Annotated in this window: 3 protein-coding genes; 2 read left to right on the top strand and 1 reads right to left on the bottom strand. The window is 67.6% G+C overall.

The features are described from left to right. Positions 1-64 precede the first annotated feature (64 nt). The gene (gene larB / locus VGV60_04265; protein HEV8700470.1) at positions 65-823 is read right to left on the bottom strand and encodes a nickel pincer cofactor biosynthesis protein LarB; all 759 of its coding nucleotides are present in this window, start codon (positions 821-823) and stop codon (positions 65-67) included. 248 nt (positions 824-1,071) lie between these two features. Between larB and VGV60_04260 the strand changes: the two genes are divergently transcribed. Together VGV60_04260 and VGV60_04255 are read left to right on the top strand one after the other, a co-directional pair. Next, a complete protein-coding gene (locus tag VGV60_04260; protein ID HEV8700469.1) occupies positions 1,072-1,308 on the top strand; it encodes a hypothetical protein in 237 nt (78 codons plus the stop codon). Positions 1,309-1,610: 302 nt separating this feature from the next. Beyond that, positions 1,611-3,830, top strand: a complete 2,220-nt coding sequence (locus VGV60_04255) for an HNH endonuclease signature motif containing protein (GenBank protein HEV8700468.1) — start codon at positions 1,611-1,613, stop codon at positions 3,828-3,830. Positions 3,831-3,933 lie beyond the last annotated feature (103 nt).

Raw genomic sequence — 3,933 nt, 5'->3', positions numbered from 1 at the left:
CCGGAGCGTTTCGGAGGGTGGTCGCCCTACTCATCCGCAGGGTTGCTCTGCACAATAATTGCATTCAATTATTTAGCATTGATTTATTTATTACTGACGCGGCATATCCGGCTCCGAAGCCATTGTCGATGTTCACCACCAAAAGGCCGGCGGCGCAAGAGTTGAGCATCCCCATGAGCGCGGCCACCCCTTTGATGCCTGTCCCATAGCCGACGCTGGTCGGTACACCTATGACCGGAACATCGACAAGGCTGGCCACGATGCTGGGGAGGGCTCCCTCCATGCCGGCCACGGTGATGATCACCCTGGCCTCCAGGAGCCTGTCCTTGTGATCGAGGAGGCGGTGGAGCCCCGCGATCCCGACGTCGTAGATTCGTCCGACCTGGTTTCCCATCACCTCCGCGGTCACCGCCGCCTCCTCGGCCACGTTCAGGTCGGAGGTCCCGGCGGCCAGGACCAGGACTCCCGGACGCCCCGGGGGGCGCGTGCCGGTCTCGAGCGTCACGGCGCGGGCCTCCGGGTGGTAGCGCGCCAGGCGAAAGCGCCTGCGAATCCCCTTGAAGGCGACGGGAGACACGCGCGTGACCAGGACCGGCTGCCGCTTCGCCGCCACCTTCCCCATGATGGCGACGATCTGGGACACCGTCTTCCCCTCGCCGAAGATCACTTCGGGGAAGCCACGGCGGAGATGCCGGTGGTGATCCACCTTCGCGAAGCCGAGGTCCTCGTACGGCAGGATCTTGAGCCGCCTGAGCGCCTCGTCCGCCGACACTGTCCCGCGGCGCACGCCTTCCAGAATCCTCTTCAGCTCCTTGAGATTCACGCTCGGCTCCCGGAGCGGGGATTATAGCGTTCGATCGGCTTGCCCCGGAATCTGCGACACCGGCGCGCGCGACTCAAGGGGCTCAGGATCTGCATGGGCGATCAGATGGGCGGGCCCCCACTCTTGGTTTGCCAGGAGCGCGCTCCGGGCGCCTCATGGTGAGTATCGTGGCTCGTGGCTGTGCTCAGAGCGGAATTGCAGCGAGCTTGCCGCCGGCAGGCGGCACCCGGAAGAGAAATGGCCGCCGGGTGAGGTGCCAGTTCCTCATCACCTGGCGGATAAGGTTCTTCTCGAAATCTCTCCGCCTCTACCCCGGCGACGTCTGGGCGCTCAATAACCGGGGGCCGGCGTACTTGAAGCTGGGGAAGCGGGTGAAGGCGCGGCGGGACTTTGAAGCGGCTCTCGGCACCGATCCACAATTCTTGCCGGCCCGGCGGAACCTGGAATCGCTGCGTGTCGAGCGGGCTTCGCCTGAAACCCCCTGAACGCCGTCCCTGAGTCCGGTCTCCCATGGCGAAAGAATCCTCGAAAATCCTGTTGCATTTCGAATGGCGTTAGCGTATCTTACACCTAGCGCGAATCGACCCTCTGCCCCCGTCCTTCGCGCCTTGGTTCGTGAGCTTTCACAACGTCTCCATTCTCTCGAGGTCCGAGCGTGCGCGTCGATGCCGTGTCCCCAGCCGAAGCTTCGGTCCCTCTCCGTCCGGTACCCGCCGCGGGTTCGGCGGCCGGCGGACCGGCGACCGGCGGACCGGCGGCTGGCGGACCGGCGGAATCGCGGGAGACCGTGCGCCTGGATCACGGGCAGTCGGTCGTTCCCGAGCCGCTCCTGGAGCCCGTGTGGGAAAACGACCGGCGTCACGTGATGAAGGACCTCGCGGCGTTTCTGCTCGACCGCCACCTGCGCCGTCTGGGGAGGATGCGCAATCCGATCGAGCTGCGCCTCGCCCGCCTTCTCGCCCGCCTGCAGGAGCGTTCCGGCTACCTCGAGCTCGGCTTCGCGCGACTCGCCGACTATGTCACCGAGCGCCTGGGGATTTCGGTGCGGCGGATGCAGGTCCTCGTCCAGATGCACGGGCGCCTCAAGAATCTCCCCCTGACTTCGGAGGCCTTCGCGCGCGGACGCGTCTCGCCGAGCCAGCTCCGTCTTCTCCTCCGTGTGGCGACGCCCGAGACGGAAGCGGCGTGGCTGGAGAAGGCGGCGCGCCTGAACGTCCGGCTGCTCGAGCGCGAGGTCGCCTCTTCTGAGACGGTTGTCACCCCTTCGCAGGCTTCCGGCAGCCTTCCACGACGGGACGGCAGCTCTCTCGATGACGACGAGGAGCCGGGGCACCCTGTTTCATTCGAATGCCCGGATGTGCTCCGGGCGCAGTGGGAGTGGGCCGTCGAGATCTGCCGGCGGGCCTCCGGCTCGACCGAGCCTCTGTGGCGCTGCGCCGAGTACATCGCCGCCGACTATCTTTCGGGCGTGCCCGATCTGCCGGCGCGGCTGGCCGGGTGCGTGGGCCCGCTGGGCGACGGCCGCGAGGTGGACGGCGCGTTCGGCCCTGGCCTGCCATCGAGCCCGGATTGTCCTGCGGCCGCGCCCGCCCATGACGACGACCCGGGGACCGACCTCTTCGAGGAGATCCTGCGCGGCTACGAAGAAGAACACGGTCCGCGCGGCTGGGCCCCGTCCGCCGATGACCTTGATGTGGTCCTTCCCGACTCGGTCCGTGACGACCCCGATGACGGCGCGCGCGAGATGGACCGGAAGCTCCTGGAGCTGGTTCGCCTCCGGCAGGGGCTCGCCTGGCAGCAGGGGCGGCTGCTGGCCACCTTCTCGACCTTGGACTTGCACCGGGCGCTTGGTTTTCTCTCCTTCGGAAGGTACTGCCGCGAGCGGGCCGGCCTGGGGATTCGCCGGGCCCGGCAGCTCATCGCCCTCGACCGGCGGTTGATCGAGCTGCCCCGACTGGCCCGTGCCTACCGGGAGGGGGAGGTCTCGTGGGTGAAGGCCTCGGCCGTCGCCCGCGTGGCGGACGAGTCGTCGGAGCAGGCCTGGATCCGGATGGCCCGCTCGGTCACGTTCCGTCGCCTGCGCGAGGAGGTTGCGGTGGTCGCCTCCCGGATCGAGGCCGATCCGCCCGACGGGGCTTGGAGGCTCCCGGCCTGGCAACCGGGACAATTCACACAGCCCGGCGGTATCTCCTCCTCGGGTGAAGTGCAGATCGACTCCCCCTGGAGAACCGGGAGGACTCCTTGGTCCGGCAGCGACGGCGGAGTGCAAATGTGTGCGGGCGTGTCGGCCGTCGACGGAGTGCGATCGTGCGCGTCCGCGGGGCACGCAACGGCCGGAACCCGGGTGCAAATGTGTGCGCCCTCCCGGTCGCGCGTACGGTTCTGGGCCCCCGACGACGTCGCCGCCCTCTGGCAGCACGCCCTGAACGTCTGCCGCCTGGTGGAGAACGGACCTGAAGATGGGCGGCCTCTCCGGGACTGGGAGTGCGTCGCCCTGATGATCGCCTCGTTCCTGCACACCTGGGACGTCAGCGGCGACCCGAAATGGCGGCGGGACCACCGGATCTTCGAGCGCGACGGCTGGCGCTGCCGGGTCCCCGGCTGCTCGTCGCGCCGCAACCTGCAGGTCCACCACGTGATCTTCCGGTCGCACGGGGGCGGCAACGAGGACGACAACCTGGCGGTGCTCTGCGCCACGCACCACCTGCAGGGGATCCATGCCGGACGGCTGCGCTGCCGAGGGTCCTGCGAGCGGAACCTGCTTTGGGAATTCGGCGCCGGCCATGGCGGGGTGCCGATCATGACGACCGTCGAGGAGGTCATCCAGGGCTCCGCGGATGACTGCGAGGACAGTAGCCGGGAGGACCTGGAGCATGCAGATGCCGCCAGCCGCTTCAACGTCTCGGGATCTGCTTGTAGACCAACCCGGATCGAGACATCTGGCTCGGGGCAGGACGCTCGGGATCGATTTTTGGGCCACTTCGGGGGAGTAACCGATGAAGTGTGAATATGACGGTGATTTCAGCAAGAGTGACCGGAAGGCCATTTATGACGTCAACACCCATGGGTGGCACGTGCAGATCGTCTTGCCGGACGGCGCGAACCCCGGC

The organism is Candidatus Polarisedimenticolia bacterium (assembly GCA_036001465.1).
Classification (GTDB): Bacteria; Acidobacteriota; Polarisedimenticolia; order Gp22-AA2; family Gp22-AA2; genus Gp22-AA3.
This window is presented reverse-complemented; position numbering and strand designations above follow the sequence as displayed.